Below are 23,136 nucleotides of genomic sequence, written 5' to 3' on the forward strand. Positions count from 1 at the left end.
TAGTATATCACATTTGCTAACTTATGTAAAGCAAAAGCACTTATACAGCCTGATTTCAGGCTATTTCTTAAAATTCTACCTCAACTCGGTAGATAACTTGCCCCTTATTGGAGAATTTTTGCTCGTATTCTGTCATGACATTGCCTTCAAAATCACTGGCATGTAAGTCTAGCCAGACACCATTGAGCTTCATGCCATACTGAGAAAAGCTCACTAAACTGTACTCAAACAAGCCACGGTTATCCGTCTTGAAATGAATTTCTCCATTTTCAGGCAAGATACGTTTGAAGGTATCCAAGAAGGTCTTGTAGGTCAAACGACGCTTTTCATGGCGTTTTTTCGGCCATGGATCTGAAAAGTTCAGATACAAGCGATCAATCTCACCGTCTTCAAAGTAGTCAGTCAAGTCAGAACCATCTACCCACAAGAGCTTGATGTTAGGCACTCCAACTTCAAGAACCTTGTCTAAAGCATAGCTTAAAACAGACTTTTGAATATCAATCCCGATATAGTTGATGTCAGGGTTCTGCTTTGCCATACCTGAAACAAAGGCACCCTTCCCACTTCCAACTTCCACATGAATGGGATTGTCATTGCCAAACAAGTCCCGCCATTTCCCCTTGGCTTCCAAGGGATTGAGGACCACATACTGGGGATTTGCCTCTAGTAATTCTGTCGCCCCTTTACGATTTCTAACTCTCATCTTCTCTTTCCATACTTGTCTCGGAAGTGACGCAAGCCATGAATCTCCCGATTAACATTTTCTAAATCTTGGTTCATATAATACTTGGAAATCTGGCTCAAATAAGACAATTGACCGTACCAATACAATTTACTTAATACCGTTTGATTATACTTGTAACCGTAGTAGGTCAACCATTCCTTCCACTGATGTTCTGGAATATAATGGCAGAGCATATGGGCCACATCAAACATGCGGTCGGTCAAGCGAACCGAATCCCAATCTACCAAATAAATCAAGCCACTATCTGTCTCAATCCAATTACTATGTCGTACATCTCCATGGACAATGGTCGCATAGTCCTCTCTAAATCCTGGAATAGTCTGACGTAAATCAGCCATCACTTCACTGATAAAATGATTTTTACGCAAAGCATCTGGAGCCGTTTCCTGCCAAGACTGTAGTAAATCTACAGGTGTTTCCATGGCATAGCCCAAACGACTCAACTGTGTCATCAAAGGACGTGAGCGATGAAGGCGGGTTAAAATATTGACGATTTGTTTACGATTCATATCATAGGGGGTCAATATCTTGCCTGTCAACCATTCTTGAGCACACATATCACGCCCATCTGCCAAACGGCGACTCCATAATAATTGTGGAGCAATTTGTTCTCTAGCTAGACCAGGTAGGATTGGAGAGGTGTTCATTTTTACAAAGATGCGCTTCCCATCAGGATAGCTACCCATATAAGCCTTGCCACTTTTCCCAGGTATGGGAGTCAGTGTTAGCTCATTATCACCCAAATCCATTTCTTTCCTCCGTATAAAGTTTCCTTACTATTCTACTAGTTTTTGGCCTATTCGTCAACCGCTCCACACCCGATTCTCAAAGAAAAGCCTCTGGATTGGCTTGGTATCATTATAGAAAGAAAAAGGCAAGCACCGTCTTCTGCTTACCTTTCATGATTTTTATAAATAATATAAGAGTGGCCAAGCATTGTAAAACATGTGAACTAGAGTAGAAACCCATAGGTTTTGGCTCTTTTTATAAGCAAATCCCAGTAACAAGCCCCCAAGTAGATAAAAAATAAACGAAGGGACATTAGAAGGACCATGCATAAAAGAAAAGAGAGAGGAAGTTAGCACAAGCCCTAACCAAGAATTGTCAAAAACCGCACCTTGAAGAAGTCCTCTGAAAATGAGTTCCTCCTGGATGGGGCCAAAAACTGAGGAAGTCAAAATCAAAGACAGAGAAACTCCTCTGCTGACTTCCGCCAAGTGTTGAACTCCTGCGCCAGAAGAAACAGCGAAGAAATGAATATAAACCAGCGTCTCAAGCACACTTAGAAGAAAGATTGCAATGAAAAGTAAAAGTTCTTTCTTGCTTAACATCCCAAAAGAAATCATTTCAAACTTTCTAGCATAAGCAACACTCATCGAGGTTACAAGAAGACTTACAATAATCAGTGCAAATTCATTTTGAAAAAAATCCCCATGGTTAATCGTATAAGGAACTGTAATGACGATTAGTAGTACTAAAAGTCCAAAACACAAGGCATGAAATTTATCAAAAAACTCCATAAAATTATCCTCCTCAACAAACTTCCCTACAAGTCATCCTTTAACTCTAGTCTTTCCAAAACAAACCATTTTAGTAACCAAAATCCGACAACATAACCAGCACCTAAGAAGATAGTTATCAAAGCTAGCAGGGGATTCAGGAAATTAAAGATCACCGCAGACACAAAGGTTAGCACAAAAACATTAAAGGCAATGGTGTCAGAAGCCAAGACTAGAATATAGGGTGTCAACCGATCTAAGGTTTTTGAGTTTAGGAAAAATAAGTGTTTATACATGATAACCTCCTTTATGGCTAAAAAGCAAGCCTTTTGGTTTTTTTACCCCAAGACCCTATGTAGAAAAGTGAGCAAAAACGGGAAGGTCGCTACAATATTATTGATCACATGCACCGCATAGGAAGGATAAATGCTCTTGGTATGGCGGGTCAAACTAGCAAAGATGATGCCAGATGTTGCAAAGATGAAGATATCTAACAAACTAGGCAGGCTTGAAAAATGAGGAAGAGCAAATAAAATTGACGGAAGAAGCAAATCAAGGCCAAATCTCGAATGCTTAAAAAAGGCGTGTTGCAGTAATCCTCTATAGATTAGCTCTTCCATAAGTGGAGTCAGAAAGAACAAAGTTATATAGATACCTAGCTCAGCAAAGTTGGTCCCACTATAACCGATCAATACAGCCCAACCTTCAGCAGTTGACTGAACATGTTTAGCTGTCTGAACGTTAAAAGAGATCTGGAGCACTAGCACTAATACTGTCAAAATCGAATACCAAAGCCATTTTTTTCTTGGAATGCGAAAGAGATAGCCGTGCCCTGTCTTAACCAGAATCCAAATCATGACTCCGCTAAATAGCAAACTCAAGAAATTTTGAATCCAGACGAAATTGCCAATCTGGGAAGAAAATTGCCAATAATTTTGAACAATAAGCGTCAGCCGAGAAAGACCAAATACGAAAAATAGGTAAGACAAGACTGCACTTATTTTGAAGACAAGCTGATACTTTTTCATAGAAATTCTTCCTCATTTCTTGTATTTCAGCCTATATTCCACATAAATGAAAACCTGCTCCTATATAACCACGGTCATGATAACCGCGCGGGCAGTAACCACTTACTGGAAAAGGACCTGAATTTTTTAATATAGGAGGGTAAGAACCGAATGGACTTACCTGATTAGCGTACCCTCTATAAATATCAGATACATCCCCACCCTCTATACGAGCAAGCATTTCATTATCCATAACTGCAAATTGTGACATCATTTTTGTATCCATGACGAATATCTCCTTTTTTATGTTTAATTTTTGTCCTGTTGCAACCTTAACAATGTTAGTATACTACTATTTTTTGAAATTTTCCATCCAAATCATAAATAGTCATCAAAACATCTTGAGGCGTTAAAATAGTCGAAAAAGAAAGCATTTCAGAAATACTTTACCTTTTACCATTCATTTCATATACAATTATAATCTTTTATATATAAAATAAATACACCTATCTTCTCATTCTTATCTACAGGCAAATTCTAGCCATATATTATTACAAACAAATAGTATCATTGCACCTGTTTACCATCTATTTTTATTTATGAATTTTTTGTTTCACTTTAATCATTACAGAAGTCATAAAAAACGCGACAGCCAGCCGAAGCAGTTGGTAACTTTCTTCCTCTCCTGTTTTCGGTAATAATTTTTCATTCGAAGTAATAGATTTGCTTACATAATCAGTCCCCTTAACATCAGTTGAAGGAGTTTTATTTTCTTGAGCAACATCAAAAATAGGTTTAGGAGTTTCCAATTGATTCTTATTGTCTAACATTGCTAAATTGTCAGATTGAGTAGTTTTAGCTTCAGAAGTTGAGTTTGTACTCTTCACTTTCCCACTATTTTCACTATTAGAATTGGGATTAACATTGGATATTTTCATTTCAGTTCTTTTTTCATCACTCATACCTTTGCTGTCACTTACAACTTTATCACTAATATTCATGCTGTCACTTCTAGTATTCTCATCACGGACACTTTCAGTTACTGTTTCCTCAGAAGATTTCACTGTCTCCGTTTGCTTAGGTGAGTTTCTCGAGTACATATAATCATACACCTGTTGTGCAGTTGCTCCGCCACCAACCCATCCAGATATCGGATGTCCATTTTTTAAATACAAAATTGTTGGTGTTCCTGGAATACCGACTTTTTTAAATAGAAACTCTCTCGCTTCCCCATCAAAATCCTTACCATCCAAATCATAATACTCTAACTTCTTTTCAATCAAGTTATTAAATTCTTTCAATTCAGGAGAAAATTGACGACAATGAGAGCAAGTTTTTCTACCAAAATAAATAGTATGTTCCAATTGATCCTCTGTAAAAGATTGACGAACGGCTTCAATATCTATCTTTTTAAAGTCCGTAACATTCTTCTCATACTCTTCTGGGGTTACAACAGAAGGTTTATGCTCCACCTTTTTCTTAGCCGATGGCAAATCTGGTGCCACAAGAAAACTATCATTCGCCTGGATAGATGAAGTAGTAGGCTGTTCTTCTGCATATGCAAGACCTGCAGTAATAGATGCAAATACAAGTGGTACAAGTAATAGCGATTTTATATTTTGTTTCTTCATAAGAATACTCCTTTACATTTGTTATCTTTATCTTACCTTATTTAAGATTACAAATTCATATAAATCTTAAATGGTCATCGAAACATCTTGAATTGCAAAAACTTCATTATAAAAGGATAAGTATTACGAAAACACTTACCCTTTTCTTTTATACTTCATTAAGCTCTACTTTTTATAATACTTCAAACCCCAAATGAGCAGAAGCATGATGGTTGAGCAGAGAATAGCGCCAATATAAGCGATTAGTTGTTGATAGGATTCTGCTACTGTGATACCTCTATACAAATAGATAATAGACATAAAACCTGTCAAGCCGATATACATAAGTTGATTGGTTCTAGGACTAACCAAATCATCATCTTCAAACTCTCATTTTCCTAGTGAGGTAAACAGTGACCAAAATAGAAGCCAGGTTAATAATCACTAAAAGAAATTGGATGACAATATCGATATCCGAATAGTGATAATAGCGTCGCTTATCATCGGTCACAAGGTGTTTTGACCTGATTTCTTTTAGATTCAACTTTGTGAAGAGTTATTTGAAAAGCAGAGAACCAGCTTGATTGATCAGATTTCCACCATCGAAAGAAAAGTGTGATAAAGTATTGTTTTTCATAGACTTATTTGATATACTGAGCATTGGAGTGTCCTTTTGTTTTTATTTTTTGAACTTATATCATAAAGGAGAAACTCCCTTTTTTCCAGTAAAAACAGCACCCAATGGGTGAAAAGAGAAAAGCATCTAGAATCCTTGGTTTCATACCGATTCTGGATGCTTTTTTGTGTTATATATGCATAATCAGGTTTCTCTAATGTGGCCATAAAACTGAAACTGCCGCCCCACCAGCTGCACAAATTAAATAAATCTGCGGGGTTGGGAAAGGGATTGTCTGCGCACAAAGCGAAATCCCCTCAACCGCACCACCTACTCCACTTAAAAATCTGTCTGCAAGTTGTTTATCTCCAGCTGTTATCGTTGTTAGTTTTTCATCAGGTAAAATGATGAAATTATTTACTGATTGTTCCATTCTTTTCACACTTTCTTTGTTAAATTAATTTGGCTAGTAGACAAAAGATAAACTAAGGCATTAAAGACAATTAAAATATTTCCATAGAATAAGATTAGCCTCGCCTCCAAACCAAGATACAGTTTGACCATCAAAAAGATGAGCAAAAGAATTTGAAACCATAGCGTTTTTCCAAAAATAAATTTAAAGCGATTTTGAATGTCTGCTTCCTTAATTTTTACCGCCAAACCTTTATTAGCAAGAAGGAAAACTCCTGCTTCAAATAAGCCACTGTAGAGAACAAGCCATCCAATCGATACATTCGAGATTTTCAAAAATGTACCTAAAAGAATATCCAAAACACTACTCAAGAAAATAATAAGAAATAATCTGTATTTCATATAAATCACCTCCTTTTACTACTATTCTCAATCTACTATATCTCTAAAAGTTTAACTTGCTCTAAAAGCTCCCCAAGCCGCTGTACAAAACTGTGCTCCTAAAATCCCGCCGGCAAGAGTTCCCACAACTGGGATAACACTCCCCAGAGCTGCACCTCCTATTGTACAAATTCCTAATGCTTGAACAACTTCTCCAGCCCCTACTTTATCTCCACCTTCAACACGAGCAAGCATTTCATTATCCATAACAGAAAATTGTGACATCATTTTTGTATTCATGACAAATACTCCTTTTTTATTTTTAATTTTTGTCTTGTTGCAACTTTGACAAGTTTAGTATATCATTGTTTTTTAAAATTTTTCATCCAAATCTTGAATTGTCATCGAAACGTCTTGAATTAGCTTTTTTATTTAAAACCACCTCTAAAATTTTTTTAAAAGATAATTTCTAATCACTTTTTTACCATTCAGGACATTTCAATGACTATTCAAGATTTTATAAAGCATGAAATTGTTTTTATGTCATAATAGACCTATCCACTATATGAAAGGAATTGCCAATGACTTCTTATAAACGTACATTTGTTCCTCAAATAGATGCTAGAGACTGCGGTGTTGCTGCCTTAGCCTCGATTGCTAAATTCTATGGTTCAGATTTTTCTCTAGCTCACTTGAGAGAACTTGCAAAGACCAATAAAGAAGGAACGACTGCTCTTGGCATTGTAAAAGCCGCTGATGAAATGGGCTTTGAAACAAGACCTGTTCAAGCAGATAAAACTCTCTTTGACATGAGTGATGTCCCCTATCCATTTATCGTTCACGTTAACAAAGAAGGAAAACTCCAACATTACTATGTTGTCTATCAAACAAAGAAAGACTATCTGATTATTGGTGATCCTGACCCTTCTGTAAAAATCACTAAAATGTCAAAAGAACGCTTTTTCTCTGAATGGACTGGAGTAGCTATTTTTCTAGCTCCCAAACCCAGCTATCAACCCCATAAAGATAAAAAGAATGGTCTACTAAGCTTCCTTCCTCTGATTTTCAAACAAAAATCTCTCATTGCTTACATTGTTCTCTCAAGCTTATTGGTCACGATTATCAATATCGGTGGTTCTTATTATCTCCAAGGAATCTTAGATGAATACATCCCAAATCAGATGAAATCAACTTTAGGAATCATCTCAGTTGGTCTGGTTGTAACCTATATCCTCCAACAAGTCATGAGCTTCTCCAGAGATTATCTCCTAACCGTTCTGAGCCAGAGATTAAGCATTGATGTGATTTTATCCTATATTCGCCATATTTTTGAACTTCCTATGTCTTTCTTTGCGACACGTCGTACAGGAGAAATCATTTCACGGTTCACAGATGCTAACTCTATTATAGATGCCTTGGCTTCTACCATTCTATCTCTTTTTCTGGATGTTTCTATTCTGATTCTTGTAGGGGGAGTCTTACTGGCACAAAACCCTAATCTCTTCCTTCTTTCTCTTATTTCCATTCCTATATACATGTTCATCATCTTTTCTTTTATGAAGCCTTTCGAAAAAATGAACCATGATGTCATGCAAAGTAATTCTATGGTTAGCTCTGCCATTATCGAAGATATCAACGGGATTGAAACTATAAAGTCGCTCACGAGTGAAGAAAATCGCTATCAAAATATAGACAGCGAATTTGTAGATTATTTGGAAAAATCCTTTAAGCTCAGTAAATATTCTATTTTACAAACGAGTTTAAAGCAGGGAACAAAATTAGTTCTGAATATCCTTATCCTATGGTTTGGCGCTCAATTAGTCATGTCGAGTAAAATTTCTATCGGTCAGCTGATTACCTTTAACACACTTCTTTCTTACTTTACAACTCCTATGGAAAATATTATCAACCTCCAAACCAAACTCCAATCTGCGAAGGTCGCTAATAACCGTTTGAACGAGGTCTATCTAGTCGAATCTGAATTTCAAGTTCAAGAAAATCCTGTTCATTCACATTTTTTGATGGGAGATATTGAATTTGATGACCTTTCTTATAAGTATGGTTTTGGACGAGATACCTTAACAGATATTAATCTCACGATTAAACAAGGAGATAAGGTTAGCCTAGTTGGAGTTAGTGGTTCTGGTAAAACAACTTTAGCCAAAATGATTGTCAATTTCTTTGAACCTTACAAAGGACATATTTCCATCAATCATCAGGATATTAAAAACATTGATAAGAAAGTCTTGCGCCGTCATATTAATTACCTACCTCAACAAGCCTATATCTTTAATGGCTCTATCTTGGAAAACTTAACCTTGGGTGGTAATCATATGATTAGCCAAGAAGATATTCTAAGAGCTTGTGAATTAGCTGAAATCCGTCAAGACATTGAAAGAATGCCTATGGGCTATCAAACTCAGCTCTCTGATGGAGCTGGTCTATCAGGAGGACAAAAGCAACGAATCGCTCTCGCTCGTGCTCTTTTAACTAAAGCTCCTGTTTTAATACTAGATGAAGCTACTAGCGGTCTTGATGTCTTGACTGAGAAAAAAGTTATAGATAATCTTATGTCCCTAACTGATAAAACCATTCTCTTTGTAGCCCATCGTCTCAGTATAGCCGAACGAACTAACCGTGTCATTGTTCTTGACCAGGGGAAAATCATTGAAGTTGGTAGTCACCAAGAGTTAATGCAGGCGCAAGGCTTCTACCATCATCTATTCAATAAATAAGGAGAATGTCATGAATCCTAATCTTTTTAGAAGCGTCGAGTTTTATCAGAGACGTTACCATAACTATGCGACAATGTTAATTATACCTCTTTCATTACTATTTACTTTCATCTTGATTTTCTCCCTTGTTGCCACAAAAGAAATTACTGTTACTTCCCAAGGAGAAATCGCCCCTACAAGTGTCATTGCATCTATTCAGTCAACAAGTGATAATCCTATCCTAGCTAATCATTTAGTGGCAAATCAAGTAGTTGAAAAAGGTGACTTACTCATCAAATACTCTGAAACAATGGAAGAAAGTCAGAAAACTGCCTTAGAAACTCAATTACAAAGACTTGAGAAGCAAAAAGAAGGACTTGGAATTTTGAAACAAAGCTTAGAAAAAGCGACTGATCTTTTTTCTGGCGAGGATGAATTTGGCTACCATAATACCTTTAGGAATTTTACTAAACAATCCCATGATATTGAACTGGGTATCACAAAGACTAACACCGAAGTTTCAAATCAAGCTAATCTTGCCAATAGCAGTTCATCAGCCATCGAACAAGAAATTACAAAAGTTCAACAACAAATTGGAGAATATCAAGAGTTGAGAGATGCTATCATAAATAACAGAGCACGCTTACCAACTGGCAATCCGCACCAGTCAATTTTGAATCGTTATCTTGTAGCCTCACAAGGACAAACACAAGGAACTGCAGAGGAGCCATTTTTATCTCAAATTAATCAAAGTATTGCAGGTCTTGAATCATCTATCGCAAGCCTCAAAATTCAGCAAGCTGGTATCGGAAGTGTAGCAACTTATGATAATAGTTTAGCAACCAAAATTGAAGTACTCCGTACTCAATTTTTACAGACAGCCTCACAGCAACAACTAACCGTGGAGAATCAATTAACAGAATTAACAGTACAACTAGATCAAGCGACACAGCGCTTAGAAAACAATACCTTAACCGCCCCAAGTAAAGGTATCATTCACTTAAACAGTGAATTTGAAGGTAAAAATAGAATTCCAACTGGTACAGAAATTGCTCAAATATTCCCTGTCATCACAGATACAAGAGAAGTACTAATCACTTACTACGTATCTTCTGACTATCTACCTCTACTAGATAAAGGACAAACTGTAAGATTAAAACTGGAGAAGATTGGAAATCACGGCACCACCATTATCGGTCAACTTCAGACAATTGATCAAACTCCTACCAGAACAGAGCAAGGTAATCTCTTTAAATTAACCGCTCTTGCAAAACTATCTAATGAGGATAGTAAACTCATCCAATATGGCTTACAAGGTCGCGTCACTAGTGTAACTGCAAAGAAAACATATTTTGATTATTTCAAAGATAAAATTTTAACCCATTCTGATTAATTTTCAGATAACACTCTATAACTATTTATTATCTTATCAAAAAGGAGAATCATAACATGGATAAGAAACAAAACCTAACTTCATTTCAAGAACTAACAACTACCGAACTCAACCAAATTACAGGTGGAGGACTGTGGGAAGATATCTTATACAGCCTTAATATAATTAAGCATAACAATACGAAAGGACTTCATCATCCAATACAACTATAAAAAATAAGACCGAGTAACAAGAACTCTCGGTCTTATTTTTTTCATCATTCTGTAGGTATCATAGTAAGCACCTGACGAAAGACTTGATCTTGACAGGTAGTATTGAGACTAGCATTGGGATAACTTTCCACAATCTTCATGACGGTATAGAGACCAACTCCTCTATCCTCCCCTTTAGAACTGGCTCCAAAGGAGAAGATTTCAGAAATATCTATGCTCTCTTTTTTGATGGAGTTTTCAATGATAAAGGTCTCCTGTGCTCCATTTTTAAAAAAGGCAATTGAAACATGAGGTTGACTAGTCTCTGCACTGGCTTCAATAGCATTATCACAAAGGATAGACACAATGGTTAGAAAATCAAGTAGGCTCATCCCCTCAACCTGAATCTCCTCAGGAACTTCAACATTAAAGACAATGTTCTTTTCTCTAGCTTTTAGAAATTTCCCTGCTAGGAGACTTTTGAGGGCGCGGTCCCGAACATTCAACAATCGCCCAAGGTCATATTTATTGTCCTGCAATTTCTGACTGGAATCTTTTAAGACGGAGCCGTAGACCTCTTTTATCTGCTCCATATCCTCCTCTTCAATACCCAGACGTAAACTAGTCAAGAGGTTGGTGTAGTCATGGCGAAAACTCCTTACTTCCTTGTAAAGCTCCTCTATATGCCGACTATAGCGTTCCATATCTCTATAGCGCAAGGCCTGCTCTTGGTTCAGTCTATCATGGAGTTTGTCCTTCAAATAGGTATCCAATTTCTTGATAACCCCCATAAAAAATAGGAGGTAGAACACTAGGATGAGATGGCGAACAGTCGTTGATTGAATACCTTGCTCATATTCAAAGTAAGACAGACTTTGTATCACCAAATAGTAAGCCCCCATTATCCAGTTAATCTTAGTCAGGGACTTTTGAAAACCTGTATCGAGAATCTCCCTTCTCAAACTAGTAAAATCATAGTCCAACCATTTCAAAAAGGCTAGAGAAATGAAGAAATTGAAAATTATTATACATAACCCAGTAAATGAGTAGCCATCATATACTTGCCCTTGTCCCAAAAATGGAAGCACAAAATAGGAGACTCCTCTATAAAAGAGATTCACCAATATCATTGGAAAGAGACCATAAAAGAAAAGGAGTTTTTTAGGAAGCCCTCTTAACAATAAGAAAGACAAGCATATGCCGTACAAGGGTTCCATAAAATAAGATAGGTAAACATTTCCTACCATATAGCCAATCATTACAAAAACAAAGGCCAACAGTATCTTCAAAAGAAAGGCTTTAAAAATCCTCTCGAAAGTAAGATTAATTCCATCTACCTTAAAGAAAATGACAATTTCTAGCCCATTAGTAATGAGTGTATGCAATAATATCCAAACAATATTCATAAACTCTCCTAGTTCAGTGTAAGTTATTAATAGCCTCAGACACTTCCCTGACCTTATAACGCGCGATCAGACAACTTCCACCATTGGGAAAGAAAAGCAGTTTTTCTTTCTTATCTAAATGCACCACATTTGCTGGATTGATAAGAAAAGAGCGATGGCACTGCAAGAGACGGGGTTCCTGCTTAAAAACCTCCTCTAAACTCGCCGTAAATTCCAGCCTGTCTGTCTTGGTATAGAGAATAACACGATGGGCTCTAGGCGACGTTTCAAGATAATAAACCTCTTTAAAAGGATACTGGAATTGGGCAAATTTTGATTTAAAGTAAAAGCAATCTTCCGCCAGGCTCTTACTATCTTGACTATTGGCATAGAGGAGGGCTGTCTCGATCCGAGATTCAAACTCCTCTGCTGACAAGGCCTTATCAATGTAGTCCAAAGCAGACACTTGGTAGCGAAAGGACAGGGGCATAAACTCTGAGTGAGTCGTCACAAAGACGATGAGAGCATAAGGATCCCAATCCCGAATCTTTCTAGCCACTTCCAGACCCTTCATCTCCTCATTTCGAATCTCAATGTCCAAAAAGAATAGTTGATGGGCTCCCTTCTCATGCACCTCTGCCAGCAGCTGGTCTGGCTTGCCAAATACCTCAAAAGAGCTAGGAATGATCTGATGTTCTTGCAAGAGTTTCTCAATCGTCGTTTCAATCCTAGTCTGTTGGGAAAAATCATCTTCTAAAACAAATATTCTCATCTTCTTACTCTCCTTGTTTCAACCATTTTTGGCGAATTTCTCTATAGCGACGTCTGGCATACTTGACAGCGTATTGACCTTCTTCTCCGAGAAAAAGGATTCTTTCTTGAAAATCAATCGATTTTACTTTATCAAGATTGACCAAACAATTTCGATGACATCTCATCAAGGTTTCCCCATATTGGTTCTCAAGATCACTTAAATTTTGAACCATATTAAAACTAGCTTCTTCTGTAACAATCTGTACGGTATGGGCTTTAGTTGGATGTGTTTGGATATAGTAGACATCGTCGATGTTTACTTTATAAACTGTTTTCTGTGTCTGAATAATCATATGTTTCATTGGATTCTCCTCCTAAGAAAAGAATAACAGAAAAGGTCTAACACAAGCACACCCAATCCTAAACAGTCTTTGAAAACTCCTAAAAGGACTATTTTTCTACAACATCATGATGAGCTTACAACTATTTTATCATAAAATCTTAACAGGACCATTCAGGAAATTTCAAGGACAATTAAAGATTTGATGGTGAAAAAGGAGATAAAAGTGATAGACTATGATTATAGAAAGACTATGTTTGCAACAACTTTAAAAATCATCAAAAAAGGAGGGGTGCATATGATTTATTCACATCCACCATGATTAACACCCTATAAATATACTCTATTGCAATTGACGTAAATATAACAAGGAGAAAATTATGGCCAAGTCAAATAAAACAAAACAATTAACATCAATCGAACTTTCTCATATAAATGGCGGTAGTATTCCATATGGATGGTATTCTCCGTTTCATATGATTAGCGATAATGTACTATGTAGAAATGGATATTCATATAATAAAGCTAATCTTGATAATGGTAAATGTATCATTGATTGGGGCAACATAGTTGGCAATGTTGCTAATAATATAGGTGCCTCACTAGGAGATTTACACAATCCCTTACCTTAAAACATAAATTATATAGGAGGTCACGTAAATGACAGACACAAACCCCATCAAAACAGCTCAGGCTTTGATTACTGACTTAAATAAAGCCTACCAAGCATGCAAACAGGCAACCGCTGACGACGTCCGCTTTCAGGAGCAATTAAACTCTATTCTTGGTTTTTTAGCCAAGGCTGAGACAGTGGATAATCGAGTCTTGATTGAACTGGAAAAATTTTACCAGACTTCCAGTCTTCTCATGGGACTCAGCGCTCTTGATCCAGATGCTCCAACTCGCGCCGCTTGGCGGGCCTATGACCGCTTCCACTTTGACCAAGTCAAGACCAAGTTGAGCCTCTACGGGCCAACCATTATCTTGTAGAAAATAAAAGAAGTTGAGGCAAACTGAACTCAACTTCTTTTTTAGTGTCATATAGGCAATGTTAGTCCTGCATCTGACGTTTTACCTGATAAGGCAAATACAAGACTTGTAAAACCAAACCTGCACCCAGCAAGGCTAGAAGGGCTAGTTTTTCTTGGAAGGTAATCAACCCGACAACTAATTCCACAAGTAAAACAAAACTGGTCAATCCTCGGACTACCGCCTGCAAGCCTTTTTCCTTTTGCCCCTTGTCCAGTGGAAAGAGTTGAGTCAAATACTGGTAGTCAAAGGCATGATAGAGGGCCAGCAACTGGAAGAGCAAGAGGTAGTTAAAGAGAACTACCACTGCTGTCGCAATCCAAGCTTGCTCGATAAAGACCTGCGCCAGCAAGGAAAGTAGGAGCAGACGGAGACTGAGCGCAAAGAGATCTCCATTTCGCAAATAAGAACGAAGATAGAGATTTTGCCAAATCTTCCCAGGCACCTTCTGAACAACCTTTAGGATAAAGTCCAGATAGGCACGACGCTTGACGCTGTTTGAAATTCCCTTTACCTGCGTAAAGAGGGCAAAGAAACGAAGCAAGACTTGTTTGCGCTTGCTTTCTTGGGAAATGACATAGTCCCAGTTCAGTCCAGTTTCAGTGAAAAATTTGCTGGCCTTTTGACGAAAGAGGAAATATTTACCTAACCCAAACAAAAGCACATAGATTAGGAAGACAGGCAAGCCATAACCCATGGCTAAAAATAAGGGCGCAAATAAAAGCAAGAAAAGGGTCTGTACAAAGAGCCAAAAGACTAGGGAAATGCCAGTTTGACGCTTGAGATGGAGCTTGATTTCCTCTTCTCCAACTAAGAGAAAGAGCTTGTCTGGAGCCTCCATATAGGTGGCAATTCCACCCCAAAGCAACAGTAAAACAGAGGTAATTCCTACAAACAAAAGGATGGGCCAATGATTTTCAGGAAAATCTTGCAAGAGTTGACTGTACTGGTAGGCTAGAAAGCCCAGCAGGACAAGCAGGAACAAGACAAAGTGGTCATTGAGAACATAACGTAGATAACCAAGACACTCCTTACGAAAAGCCTGCTTTCTCTTTAAAAACAAGTCTTTCATAGGTCCTCCTCTTTGGTCAGAGCCAAGTAAATATCATTCAAACTAGCCTCAGGCATGTTAAAGGCTTCGCGCAGTTGCAGGAGATTTCCCTTAGCACGCACTTCCCCTTTGTGAAGAATGACAAAAGCATCACACATCTTTTCCGCTGAATCCAGCACGTGGGTACTCATGAGAATAGACTTGCCTTTTTGCTTTTCCACTTCCAAAAGCTGAATCAAGTCCGCAATAGCCAACGGGTCAAGACCAAGGAAAGGCTCATCCACGATGAAAAGACTTGGATCCACCACAAAAGCACAGATAATCATGACCTTCTGCTTCATCCCTTTTGAAAAATGAACAGGGAACCAGTCTAATTTCTGGTCCAGACGGAACATTTTTAACAAAGGTTCTACTCGATCAAAAGCAAGATCTTGCTCAATACCATAAGCCATGGCAACCGTTTCGATATGCTCTCTGAGGGTCAATTCCTCATACAAGCTAGGTGTCTCAGGAATGTAGCCAATTTGCTTGCGGTAGCTAGTCGCATCTCCTTGCAGGGTCAGGCCATTGATATTGATGGAGCCACTATAAGGTGTCAACAGACCGATAATTTCATTGATGGTCGTCGATTTTCCAGCACCATTGAGACCAATCAAACCGACCAACTGCCCACTTTCAACAGTAAAAGACACATCTTTCAAAACAGGGACATGAACATAGCCACCTGTCAGGTTTTTAATTTCTAACATATTTTCTCCAAATCTGGTATAATGTAGCTATATTATATCAAAATTCAGTACAGTAGAGGTAGATTTTATGTCAGATTGCATTTTTTGTAAAATCATCGCAGGGGAAATTCCTGCTTCAAAAGTATATGAAGATGAGCAGGTTCTTGCCTTTCTTGATATCTCTCAAGTGACACCAGGACACACCTTGGTCGTGCCAAAAGAACACTATCGTAATCTTTTAGAAATGGATGCTACTAGCGCCAGCCAACTCTTTGCCCAAGTACCAAAAGTAGCTCAAAAAGTCATGAAAGCTACCAAGGCTACTGGTATGAATATCATTGCTAACTGTGAAGAAGTCGCAGGTCAAACCGTCTTTCATACCCATGTTCACCTCGTACCTCGCTACAGTGCTGACGATGACCTTAAGATTGATTTTATCGCCCACGAACCAGACTTTGACAAACTCGCTCAAGTCGCTGAAACCATCAAAAATGCCTAAGGAGTTGCCATGAAATTATCCAATCTATTGCTATTTGCAGGAGCTGCAGCTGGAAGTTATCTGCTCACAAAAAATCGCCAAACCATCACAGATGAAGTCTTGAATACCACTGACCGCGTTCAAGCTATCAAGGACGATGTGGATATTATCCAAAACAGCCTACAAATCATTGACCAGCAAAAAGAACTCATCAAGGAATATCAAGAAGACCTGACTTACAAGTTTAAGGTCTTGGAAAAGGATATCCAGACTAGACTAGCTGTGATTAAAGAAACACAGGAAATCGAAGATAAGTAAAAAGAGCCAGTCGGCTCTTTTTTAAAACGTAAACAAGTTATATCCCATCAACTATACATCATAATTTAGGCAACTCATACTCAATAAAAATCAAAGAGCAAACTAGAAAGCTAGGCGCAGGCTGCTCAAAACACCGTTTTGAGGTTGTGAATAGAACTGACAAAGTCAGCTCAAAACACAGTTTTGAGGTTGTAGACAAGCCGACGCTGACGTGGTTTGAGGAGATTTTTAAAGAGTATCATTCACCATTTCACAACTAAATCGAAGATTTTCCGCCGTACTGAAAACGAGTCTGGGATAAAAGTCTAATCTTCAATATAAAAAGCGAACAAAACGAGTTATCTGACACTCAGAATTCTGTCTTGTTCGCTTTTTTATCTAATCTATCGATTTTTAAAATTTATAATAAAGAATTCCTGAAATCAAAATCTTTTTGTCTCAGACTCGTCCGGAAACTTTGAGACCTAGGCTCAAAGTTTAGGTATGGAACTTCGAAGAAGATCGCTACCGTCCGTCATTACTTAAGGAAAGTCTTAAAAAATCTATAAACAAAAAGAGCCACTCGGCTCTTTTTGTTTATACTCAATGAAAATCAAAGAGCAAACTAGGAAGCTAGCCGCAGGCTGTACTTGAGTACGGCAAGGCAACGCTGACGTGGTTTGAATTTGATTTTCGAAGAGTATTATTCTCCTTCAAAGGCATCTTTAATATGGTCAAAGAAGCCCTTTTTCTTTGGATTGACTTTTAAATCACCAGCAGCTGCAAATTCTTTCAAGGCTGCTTTTTGACGATCGTTCAAGCCTGTTGGTGTTACGACATTAACGGTAACATATTGGTCACCAACTGCACCACCACGAAGACTCGGAGCTCCTTTGCCACGTAGGCGGAATTTCTTACCAGTCTGAGTTCCCTCTGGGACAACCAATTCAACATCACCGTGAACAGTTGGAATATCTACTGTGTCACCAAGAGCTGCTTGGACAAAGTTGAGGTTGAGATTGTAGAAGATAGTAGTTCCTTCACGTTCAAACTTATCGCTGGCTTCCACAGAAACAACCACGTACAAGTCACCATAAGGTCCACCGTTAAATCCAGCTTCACCTTGACCAGCTAGGCGAATTTGTTGACCAGTTTCCACACCAGCAGGAATTTTGACATGTACGCTATGATCTTGTTTTTCATGCCCTGTTCCGTGACATGTTGTACATGGATCTTTGATTTCTTTTCCGCGACCATGACAGACATCACAGGTTACTTGACGACGCATCATACCAAGCGGAGTCTGCGTATCGACGTTAATGACACCAGCACCATGACAGCGTCCACAAGTGACTGGACTGGTTCCTGGCTTAGCACCTGAGCCATTACATGTACGACAGCTTGCTTCACGGTTGTATTTAACTTCTTTTTCAGCTCCAAAAATAGCTTCTTCAAAGGTCAAGTTCACACGATACTGGAGGTCATCCCCTTGGCGAGGAGCATTTGGATTGCGTGAAGCACCGCCTCCGCCGAAGAAACTTGAGAAAATGTCCTCAAAACCACCGAAGCCACCTGCCCCATTGAAACCGCCAGCTCCACCACCGAAGCCTCCAAATCCACCATTGGCGCCTGCAGCACCATATTGGTCATAGGCAGCCCGTTTTTGGTCGTCACTCAAAGTCTCATAGGCTTCTTGAACTTCCTTGTACTTTTCCTCAGCACCAGGCTCCTTATTGATATCTGGGTGATATTTTTTCGAAAGCTTACGATAAGCCTTTTTGATCTCGTCTGCCGAAGCGTTTTTTGACACCCCCAGACGATCATAAAATTCAGTATTGTTCATACAAGATACCAAGACCGTAAAATTCGACTGAAAAATAGGAAATCTGACGCTGGAGCGATGCTCCTAGACAGATTTATCTTTTTTCCGAGAATTTAGGTCGGGTTCAATTCCTTTCTGTTATATTAAGTAAGAAATTTGGGAACCCGTGTTCAATTCCCTGAACACATTTGTTCCTTTCTTTCATATTGATGAGACAAAACCCAAACAAATGATATTCCGTCCCTTTTTATCGAAAAACAGAGGCTGGGTTGCAACCTCTGCAAATAAGTAAATTAACTTTATTTTGATTTTAAATATCCTATAAGTACAGAAATATTTATATATTTTTGTCTCTTCTTAGTATTTGCTATAAAATTCCAATAGATTAGAAGGAATACACCGACAACCCAAATCATGCCCATTATAAACGATATTATAAATTCTGGTTTTTGTATGGTTGCTGATACTAGTGCTGATACTAGCGCTGACAACAATACTGAAGTAACAAAATTCCTTACCGCCTCATCATTTTTAACACAACTTTCATGCTCAGCTAAAATAATTGCTTTATACCTAGCCAAATATACTGCTGGAATATTATCTATAAAATCTTTTGCAGACTCATAACTATCAGCTTTATTACAGAAATCATTATAAACTTTTCGTGTATTTTTTAGATATTCTTCAGCCAATACACTCATCTTACTTTTCAGTAAACTCTCCGTCTACGACGTCATCGCCTGCGTTTCCTGTTGCTTGTGTGCCTTCTGCTCCTGCTTGAGCTTGTTGCGCTGCTGCTGCTTGTTCGTAGAGTTTAACAGCAAGTCCTTGAGCTTTTTCGTTCAATGCTTCAAGTTTTGCTTTCATATCGTCCAAGTTGTTGTCTTCTTGAGCTTTTTTAAGGTCATCAAGGGCAGATTGGGCAGCGTCACGTTCTGCGTCGAATCCTTTGCCTTCAGTTTCCTTGATTGTCTTTTCAGTCGCAAAGATCGCTTGGTCTACTTCGTTACGAAGGTCAACTTCTTCTTTACGTTTCTTATCTGCTTCAGCGTTAGCTTCTGCATCTTTCATCATGCGGTCAATTTCTTCGTCAGTCAAACCTGAGTTTGATTGGATGACAATTGTTTGTTCTTTTTGAGTTCCAAGGTCTTTAGCTTTAACAGACACGATACCGTTCTTGTCGATATCAAATGTTACTTCGATTTGAGGAATTCCACGAGGTGCAGCTGGGATATCTGTCAATTGGAAACGTCCAAGAGTCTTGTTATCTGCTGCCATTGGGCGTTCACCTTGAAGAACGTGGATATCAACGGCTGGTTGGTTGTCTGCCGCAGTTGAGAAGACTTGTGATTTAGATGTTGGGATTGTTGTATTGCGGTCGATGAGTTTTGTGAAGACTCCACCCATTGTTTCGATACCAAGTGACAATGGTGTTACGTCAAGAAGGACAACGTCTTTGACATCACCAGTAATCACACCACCTTGGATAGCCGCACCCATAGCAACTACTTCGTCAGGGTTTACTGATTTGTTTGGTTCTTTACCAGTTTCAGCTTTAACAGCTTCAACAACGGCAGGGATACGAGTTGAACCACCAACAAGGATAACTTCGTCGATTTCTGACAAGCTCAAACCTGCATCCGAAAGGGCTTGACGAACTGGAACTTTTGTACGTTCTACAAGGTCACGAGTCAAATCGTCAAATTTCGCACGAGTCAAAGTCATTTCCAAGTGAAGAGGGCCAGCTTCACCTGCAGTGATAAATGGCAAGCTGATTTGAGTTGAAGTTACACCAGAAAGGTCTTTCTTCGCTTTTTCAGCTGCATCTTTCAAACGTTGCATTGCCATCTTGTCAGTAGACAAGTCAATACCGTTTTCTTTCTTGAATTCTGCTACCAAGTGGTCAATGATTTTTTGGTCAAAGTCGTCACCACCAAGTTTGTTGTCCCCTGCAGTTGACAATACGTCGAAGACACCGTCACCCAATTCAAGGATAGAGACGTCGAATGTACCACCACCAAGGTCAAATACCAAGATTTTTTCTTCTTTGTCAGTCTTGTCCAAACCATAAGCAAGAGCTGCTGCAGTTGGTTCGTTAACAATACGTTCTACTTCAAGACCAGCAATTTTACCAGCGTCTTTTGTTGCTTGACGTTGAGCGTCGTTGAAGTAAGCAGGAACTGTGATAACTGCTTTGGTTACTTTTTCACCAAGATAGTCTTCAGCGTATCCTTTCAAGTATTGAAGAATCATAGCTGAGATTTCTTGTGGAGTGTATTCTTTTCCATTAGCAGAAACTTTTTCAGAAGTTCCCATTTTAGATTTGATAGAGATAACTGTATCTGGGTTTGTAACTGCTTGACGTTTCGCAGCGTCACCAACAATGATTTCTCCGTTTTTGAATGAGACTACAGATGGAGTTGTGCGGTTTCCTTCTGGGTTTGCGATGATTTTTGATTCAGTTCCTTCAAGAACTGCTACTGCTGAGTTTGTTGTACCTAAGTCAATACCGATAATTTTAGACATGTGTTTTTCTCCTTGTTAGTTAATTTTCTTTTTTTATATTTCCCTTAAGTGGTGGGGACGTGAGCAACTCCCTTCGGGATTTCATCACTTATTTTTGAGCCTATTGTCTCAAAAATCCCCTATTTCAGTAGCAAAAGCTACTGAAACTTTTACCACGGCGGGAAATATCTTCCTTGCAAGCCTCCGGCTTGCCTCTTATCTTTCTTCATAGTTTATTGTCGTTTCGGACAAGTTTTCTATTATGTAAATTGCGACACGAGAAGTCGAAATCGATTTTATTTCGACGACGAGTTAATAAGGAGGCTAGGCAAATGCCATAGCGATTGCCATTTTCTGACGAGTTGCTTTAGCTACCGTCAGAATTGCCGAATCGAACACGCCCTAAGCTCTGAGTAAAAAAGATAGATTTTCTTGTGTTCATCGAACACTTCGTCAATCTCCTATTTTTACTGCGAGCTTTTTACGGGCTTTGTATCTTAGTTATACACCACTACCATTGCTGGGCGTAGGATGCGGTCATGGAGTTTGTAGCCTTTTTGGAAAACTTGGGCGATGGTATCTGCTGGGTGTTCATCGTCTGCTGGGAGAGTTTGGATGGCCATATGGTAGTTATGGTCAAATTCGCCATCTGCTGCGATTTCTTCAATTCCTTCTTCTTTCAAAGAGTGAATCAAGCTTTCTTGCACCATCCCCAAGCCCTTCTTCACATCATCTGTCAAACCTTCAACTGCAAGTGCACGCTCAAGGTTGTCAAGAGATGGTAAGATTGCTTTTGCCAAGTCCTGGCTACGATAACGTTGCAAGTTTTGACGTTCTTCATTGGCACGGCGTTGGATATTTTGCATTTCCGCATGAGCGCGAAGGTATTTGTTTTCGAACTCATCTGCACGTTCATTCGCCAAGTCCAACTCAGACTTCTCAGGAGTTGTTTCTTCAGCTGTTTCCACAACTTCCTCTTCTTGAACTTCTTCTACTTCTTCATTTTTTATATCTTGGGCCATTTTCGCCTCCTTTAATGATTTCAATCTTAATGTACTTCGTAATGATTACTGCTGAGGTAGCGGTAAAAATCTGTCAACTTCATGGTCAAAACACGGTTGACCACATTGACTTGGTTGATTAGCTGTTGGTAATCCAGATTGACTGGACCGATAATGGCTAGAATTCCAACTCCCCGATAAGGAATGAGGAACTTGCTACTAATCACAGCTAGGTCAGCTAGACAGGACTCCTGACTGTCTGCAACACGGACGTTTTGCATCTGATCTTCACGCAACCCCTCACGAATCTCCAGAGCCACCTTTTGCGGTTGATCAAAGAACTGATAGACTGCTAGATTGGCAAAATTCAAGAGATTAACCTTGCCCGCCACCACAATGTTTTCGTTGAACATTTCCTTAAAGATATGTTCAAAGAGATCGATCACATTGTCCGTTGTTGTAAAGTAACGCTGGATAATCTGCGGAATCTCCGTCCGAATCTTGTAGTGAATATCTAAAACGGTGTGACCGAGGAAACGTTCCTGAATGATGCTCTTCAGTTTCAGCAAATCTTCCTGCAAGAAGTTCCTTGGAATCAGAAACTGACTAGTAACCGTTCGCGACTCGTCTAGGGTAAATACCGCCAAGGCTGTATGTTGCCCCAAAACAACGATATCAAAGGCTGTCAAACGTTGCCTGCTGGGCTCAACATCCAGTGCCACTACCGTACAGCCACTCAGGTCTGTTAGCAAGTTAGCAGCCTCTTGCAGAATATCCTCCAATTTGAAGAATTCCTGATCAAAGGCTTTGACAATCTCATATACCTCATTTTCAGCCAGTTGATCAAAATCCAGTGAGTGTTTTACATAGTACTGAAAACCAGCAATACTTGGCATCCGACCGCTTGAAGTATGAGCCTTCTCAAGCAACCCTTGTTTTTCTAGTTCCGCCATGTCATTACGAATGGTTGCACTGCTAGAGTTAATAGACTCTTGCAAGGCTTTTGATCCGACAGGTTCGTGCGTTTTGGTAAAGATGTCAATAATCAGATTTAAAATATCCTGCTGACGCTCTGTAACCATCTCATCACTCCTCTCTGTCTGATCAATTAGCACTCAATGCATCCAAGTGCTAACTTATGATTCTATTATACACCCTTAGAAGAGAATGTCAAGACAAA

Annotated in this window: 27 protein-coding genes and 1 pseudogene; 7 read left to right on the plus strand and 21 right to left on the minus strand. The window is 38.9% G+C overall.

Annotated features, from left to right (window positions below; all coding sequences use genetic code 11):
- Positions 1–67 precede the first annotated feature (67 nt).
- From trmB to HT687_RS01155, 11 genes and pseudogenes are all read right to left on the minus strand, one after another.
- On the minus strand, positions 68–703 hold the full coding sequence (gene trmB / locus HT687_RS01105) for a tRNA (guanosine(46)-N7)-methyltransferase TrmB (RefSeq protein ID WP_001266096.1): 636 nt from the start codon (positions 701–703) through the stop codon (positions 68–70).
- Positions 700–1,494 carry a phosphotransferase family protein gene (locus HT687_RS01110; protein WP_000363006.1) on the minus strand — a complete coding sequence of 265 codons (795 nt, stop codon included), beginning with the start codon at positions 1,492–1,494 and terminating at the stop codon, positions 700–702. The genes trmB and HT687_RS01110 overlap by 4 nt, the downstream gene beginning before the upstream one ends.
- Before the next feature lie 159 nt (positions 1,495–1,653).
- Positions 1,654–2,265, minus strand: a complete 612-nt coding sequence (locus HT687_RS01115; RefSeq protein ID WP_023935640.1) for a type II CAAX endopeptidase family protein — start codon at positions 2,263–2,265, stop codon at positions 1,654–1,656.
- A 26-nt stretch (positions 2,266–2,291) separates the two neighbouring features.
- Complete coding sequence (gene blpZ / locus HT687_RS01120; RefSeq protein ID WP_023935639.1) at positions 2,292–2,540, minus strand: immunity protein BlpZ; 249 nt, start codon at positions 2,538–2,540, stop codon at positions 2,292–2,294.
- A 42-nt stretch (positions 2,541–2,582) separates the two neighbouring features.
- A complete protein-coding gene (locus HT687_RS01125; RefSeq protein ID WP_023935636.1) occupies positions 2,583–3,272 on the minus strand; it encodes a CPBP family intramembrane glutamic endopeptidase in 690 nt (229 codons plus the stop codon).
- Positions 3,273–3,303: 31 nt separating this feature from the next.
- Positions 3,304–3,537: a ComC/BlpC family leader-containing pheromone/bacteriocin gene (locus HT687_RS01130; RefSeq protein WP_000379956.1), complete on the minus strand. Its 234-nt coding sequence runs from the start codon at positions 3,535–3,537 to the stop codon at positions 3,304–3,306.
- Between the two features lie 307 nt (positions 3,538–3,844).
- The gene (locus tag HT687_RS01135; RefSeq protein ID WP_023935635.1) at positions 3,845–4,882 is read right to left on the minus strand and encodes a thioredoxin domain-containing protein; all 1,038 of its coding nucleotides are present in this window, start codon (positions 4,880–4,882) and stop codon (positions 3,845–3,847) included.
- A 165-nt stretch (positions 4,883–5,047) separates the two neighbouring features.
- A pseudogene (locus HT687_RS01140) lies at positions 5,048–5,372 on the minus strand (immunity protein).
- Between the two features lie 319 nt (positions 5,373–5,691).
- Positions 5,692–5,910 carry a hypothetical protein gene (locus tag HT687_RS01145; protein ID WP_000438253.1) on the minus strand — a complete coding sequence of 73 codons (219 nt, stop codon included), beginning with the start codon at positions 5,908–5,910 and terminating at the stop codon, positions 5,692–5,694.
- 5 nt (positions 5,911–5,915) lie between these two features.
- Positions 5,916–6,290 (minus strand): hypothetical protein, encoded by a 375-nt coding sequence (locus tag HT687_RS01150; RefSeq protein ID WP_023935634.1) that lies wholly within the window; start codon positions 6,288–6,290, stop codon positions 5,916–5,918.
- Between the two features lie 51 nt (positions 6,291–6,341).
- Positions 6,342–6,569 (minus strand): Blp family class II bacteriocin, encoded by a 228-nt coding sequence (locus HT687_RS01155; RefSeq protein WP_023935633.1) that lies wholly within the window; start codon positions 6,567–6,569, stop codon positions 6,342–6,344.
- A 281-nt stretch (positions 6,570–6,850) separates the two neighbouring features.
- On the opposite strand from HT687_RS01155, the gene blpA reads away from it, so the two are divergent.
- Genes blpA through blpC form a run of 3 tightly spaced genes read left to right on the plus strand, consistent with a single transcriptional unit; the run spans position 6,851 to position 10,588 of the window.
- On the plus strand, positions 6,851–9,004 hold the full coding sequence (gene blpA, locus HT687_RS01160; RefSeq protein WP_023932574.1) for a peptide cleavage/export ABC transporter BlpA: 2,154 nt from the start codon (positions 6,851–6,853) through the stop codon (positions 9,002–9,004).
- A 10-nt stretch (positions 9,005–9,014) separates the two neighbouring features.
- On the plus strand, positions 9,015–10,376 hold the full coding sequence (locus tag HT687_RS01165) for a bacteriocin secretion accessory protein (RefSeq protein WP_023935632.1): 1,362 nt from the start codon (positions 9,015–9,017) through the stop codon (positions 10,374–10,376).
- A 56-nt stretch (positions 10,377–10,432) separates the two neighbouring features.
- Entirely contained in the window at positions 10,433–10,588 is a 156-nt protein-coding gene (gene blpC / locus HT687_RS01170) for a quorum-sensing system pheromone BlpC (protein WP_000358814.1), read from the plus strand.
- Positions 10,589–10,632: 44 nt separating this feature from the next.
- On the opposite strand, the gene HT687_RS01175 is transcribed toward blpC, so the two are convergent.
- The 3 genes from HT687_RS01175 to HT687_RS01185 are packed head-to-tail and all read right to left on the minus strand — an operon-like array spanning position 10,633 to position 13,067.
- Entirely contained in the window at positions 10,633–11,973 is a 1,341-nt protein-coding gene (locus tag HT687_RS01175; protein WP_023935631.1) for a sensor histidine kinase, read from the minus strand.
- 13 nt (positions 11,974–11,986) lie between these two features.
- Entirely contained in the window at positions 11,987–12,724 is a 738-nt protein-coding gene (locus HT687_RS01180) for a LytTR family DNA-binding domain-containing protein (protein ID WP_023935630.1), read from the minus strand.
- 4 nt (positions 12,725–12,728) lie between these two features.
- Positions 12,729–13,067, minus strand: coding sequence for a LytTR family DNA-binding domain-containing protein (locus HT687_RS01185; RefSeq protein ID WP_023935629.1), 339 nt, complete (start codon positions 13,065–13,067; stop codon positions 12,729–12,731).
- A gap of 358 nt (positions 13,068–13,425) precedes the next feature.
- Between HT687_RS01185 and HT687_RS01190 the strand changes: the two genes are divergently transcribed.
- A complete protein-coding gene (locus HT687_RS01190) occupies positions 13,426–13,677 on the plus strand; it encodes a hypothetical protein (protein ID WP_001130045.1) in 252 nt (83 codons plus the stop codon).
- A gap of 28 nt (positions 13,678–13,705) precedes the next feature.
- Positions 13,706–14,035, plus strand: coding sequence for a hypothetical protein (locus tag HT687_RS01195; RefSeq protein WP_023935628.1), 330 nt, complete (start codon positions 13,706–13,708; stop codon positions 14,033–14,035).
- Between the two features lie 61 nt (positions 14,036–14,096).
- Here the strand turns inward: HT687_RS01195 and HT687_RS01200 are convergent, their stop codons facing one another.
- On the minus strand, positions 14,097–15,146 hold the full coding sequence (locus tag HT687_RS01200) for an ABC transporter permease (RefSeq protein WP_000653756.1): 1,050 nt from the start codon (positions 15,144–15,146) through the stop codon (positions 14,097–14,099).
- Entirely contained in the window at positions 15,143–15,874 is a 732-nt protein-coding gene (locus HT687_RS01205; protein ID WP_023935627.1) for an ABC transporter ATP-binding protein, read from the minus strand. Before HT687_RS01205 ends, HT687_RS01200 begins: the two co-directional genes overlap by 4 nt.
- A gap of 67 nt (positions 15,875–15,941) precedes the next feature.
- Between HT687_RS01205 and HT687_RS01210 the strand changes: the two genes are divergently transcribed.
- Both HT687_RS01210 and HT687_RS01215 read left to right on the plus strand, forming a co-directional pair.
- Entirely contained in the window at positions 15,942–16,352 is a 411-nt protein-coding gene (locus HT687_RS01210; RefSeq protein ID WP_001278321.1) for an HIT family protein, read from the plus strand.
- A 9-nt stretch (positions 16,353–16,361) separates the two neighbouring features.
- Entirely contained in the window at positions 16,362–16,649 is a 288-nt protein-coding gene (locus tag HT687_RS01215) for a hypothetical protein (protein WP_000777749.1), read from the plus strand.
- A gap of 682 nt (positions 16,650–17,331) precedes the next feature.
- Here the strand turns inward: HT687_RS01215 and dnaJ are convergent.
- The 5 genes from dnaJ to hrcA all read right to left on the minus strand — a co-directional run bounded on the left by dnaJ (position 17,332) and on the right by hrcA (position 23,038).
- Positions 17,332–18,471: a molecular chaperone DnaJ gene (gene dnaJ / locus HT687_RS01225; protein ID WP_014017330.1), complete on the minus strand. Its 1,140-nt coding sequence runs from the start codon at positions 18,469–18,471 to the stop codon at positions 17,332–17,334.
- Positions 18,472–18,749: 278 nt separating this feature from the next.
- Positions 18,750–19,151: a hypothetical protein gene (locus HT687_RS01230; protein WP_000114360.1), complete on the minus strand. Its 402-nt coding sequence runs from the start codon at positions 19,149–19,151 to the stop codon at positions 18,750–18,752.
- A gap of 1 nt (position 19,152) precedes the next feature.
- Positions 19,153–20,976 (minus strand): molecular chaperone DnaK, encoded by a 1,824-nt coding sequence (gene dnaK, locus HT687_RS01235; protein ID WP_000034669.1) that lies wholly within the window; start codon positions 20,974–20,976, stop codon positions 19,153–19,155.
- A gap of 476 nt (positions 20,977–21,452) precedes the next feature.
- On the minus strand, positions 21,453–21,977 hold the full coding sequence (gene grpE, locus HT687_RS01240) for a nucleotide exchange factor GrpE (protein WP_023935625.1): 525 nt from the start codon (positions 21,975–21,977) through the stop codon (positions 21,453–21,455).
- 26 nt (positions 21,978–22,003) lie between these two features.
- On the minus strand, positions 22,004–23,038 hold the full coding sequence (gene hrcA / locus HT687_RS01245; RefSeq protein WP_023935624.1) for a heat-inducible transcriptional repressor HrcA: 1,035 nt from the start codon (positions 23,036–23,038) through the stop codon (positions 22,004–22,006).
- Between the last annotated feature and the right edge of the window lie 98 nt (positions 23,039–23,136).

Source organism: Streptococcus sp. 1449 (assembly GCF_013276805.1).
GTDB lineage: Bacteria > Bacillota > Bacilli > Lactobacillales > Streptococcaceae > Streptococcus > Streptococcus pseudopneumoniae.